This window comes from Dietzia sp. E1, from assembly GCF_014145015.1.
In the GTDB taxonomy this organism is placed as follows: Bacteria; Actinomycetota; Actinomycetes; order Mycobacteriales; family Mycobacteriaceae; genus Dietzia; species Dietzia cinnamea_A.
Map to the genome: position 1 here is coordinate 1 of NZ_JAALDU010000306.1, position 1,690 is coordinate 1,690.

Below are 1,690 nucleotides of genomic sequence, written 5' to 3' on the forward strand. Positions count from 1 at the left end.
TCGGACACGCCCATGAAGATGCCCACCTTGCAGTCGGGGTGTCCGACGCCCGTGGACCACCACTTGCGGCCGTCGAGCACCACCTCGTCGCCCTCGATGCGCGCCGTGGCCGCCATGTTCGAGGCGTCCGAGGAGGCCACGGCGGGCTCGGTCATGAGGAACGCGCTGCGGATCTCCCCGGCCAGCAGCGGGTCCAGCCAGCGGTCCTTCTGCTCCTGCGAGCCGTACTTGAGCAGGACCTCCATGTTCCCCGTGTCCGGGGCGTTGCAGTTGAACACCAGCGGCGCGAGGAACGAGCGGCCCATCTCCTCCGCGACCGGGGCGTAGTCGGTGTTGCTCAGGCCCGTGCCGCCCCGCGTGCCGTAGCGCTCCGCGTAGGGGCCCTCGTGGCCGGCCGGCAGGAAGAGGTTCCACAGTCCCTGCTCGCGCGCGAGCGCCTGGAGTTCCCCGACCCGCGGGTCCACCGCCCACGGGTCCTGCCCGGACAGGCGGCGGCGGGCGATGTCCGCGTGGATGTCCGATTCGACCGGGGCGATGTGGGCGTCGATGAACTCGCGGACCGCGGCGGTGAGCTCGGCGGCGCGCGGCGACGGGGAGAAGTCCATACGTGCATCGTGGCACACCGCTCCCGCCCGGGCCCGGGCGCGCGAGACCCCCACGGCCCCGGCTCTGGCAGGATCGCGGACGTGACCGAGCATTCGCCGACGACCCTCGCCGACCGGGCGGACCCGGTTCGTGCCTGGTCGGCGCGACGAACCTACCGCGCGGCCGACTTCCGCCCCGGCGACCTCGTCGCGGCCAAGGCGGGCCGCCGCATCTCGGTCGTGCTGCCCGCCCGCGACGAGCAGTCGACCGTCGGTGCGATCGTCGCCGCCCTGCACTCCGAGCTCGTGCAGGGCGTGCCGTTGATCGACGAGCTCGTCGTCGTCGACTCCCACTCCACCGACGCCACCGCGCAGGTGGCGCGCTCCGCCGGCGCCCGAGTCGTCGCCCAGGGCGAGGTCCTCCCCGGCTTGGGCGACGTGCCCGGCAAGGGCGAGGCGCTGTGGAAGTCGCTCGCCGCCACCGACGGTGACATCATCGCGTTCCTCGACTCCGACCTGCGCGACTTCGACCCCGCGTTCGCGACCGGACTGCTCGGGCCGTTGCTCACCGAACCCGGCGTCGTGTTCAGCAAGGGCGCCTACGACCGGCCCCTCGACGACGGCCGTACCGTCCTGCCCGCCGGCGGCGGCCGCGTCACCGAACTCGTCGCCCGGCCCCTGATCGCCACCCACTGGCCCGACCTCGGCGGATTCGTCCAGCCGCTCGCCGGCGAGTACGCGGGGACGCGCGAGGCGCTCGAGTCGATCCCCTTCGCCGGCGCGTACGGCGTCGACATCGGCATCCTCGTGGACCTCTACGAGACGTACGGCCTGGACGCGCTCGCCCAGGTGGACCTGGGGCGACGGGTGCACCGCCACTCCCCCGACTCCGCGCTGTCCGTGATGGCCATGCACCAGCACCTGACGATCCTGAGCCGGCTGCGGCGCCACGGACGCGTGACCGGCGCCGACGCCCCCGGCGACACCCTGACCCTGCACCGGCGCGATCCCGACGGCGGTGCGTTCCGCGCCGAGACCGTCCGGGTCGCCCCCGGCGAACGCCCACCGATGCGCGACGTGCGCGGGTCGTAGCCGCCCGCCCGTCC

Annotated in this window: 2 protein-coding genes; one reads left to right on the forward strand and one right to left on the reverse strand. The window is 74.0% G+C overall.

Annotated features, from left to right (window positions below; genetic code table 11):
* The coding region (locus G6030_RS10675) for an acyl-CoA dehydrogenase family protein (RefSeq protein ID WP_182643109.1) at positions 1 to 605 on the reverse strand (605 nt) is incomplete at its 3' end.
* An 81-nt stretch (positions 606 to 686) separates the two neighbouring features.
* On the opposite strand from G6030_RS10675, the gene G6030_RS10680 reads away from it, so the two are divergent.
* Entirely contained in the window at positions 687 to 1,676 is a 990-nt protein-coding gene (locus G6030_RS10680; RefSeq protein ID WP_182643110.1) for a glucosyl-3-phosphoglycerate synthase, read from the forward strand.
* The last annotated feature ends 14 nt before the right edge of the window (positions 1,677 to 1,690 follow it).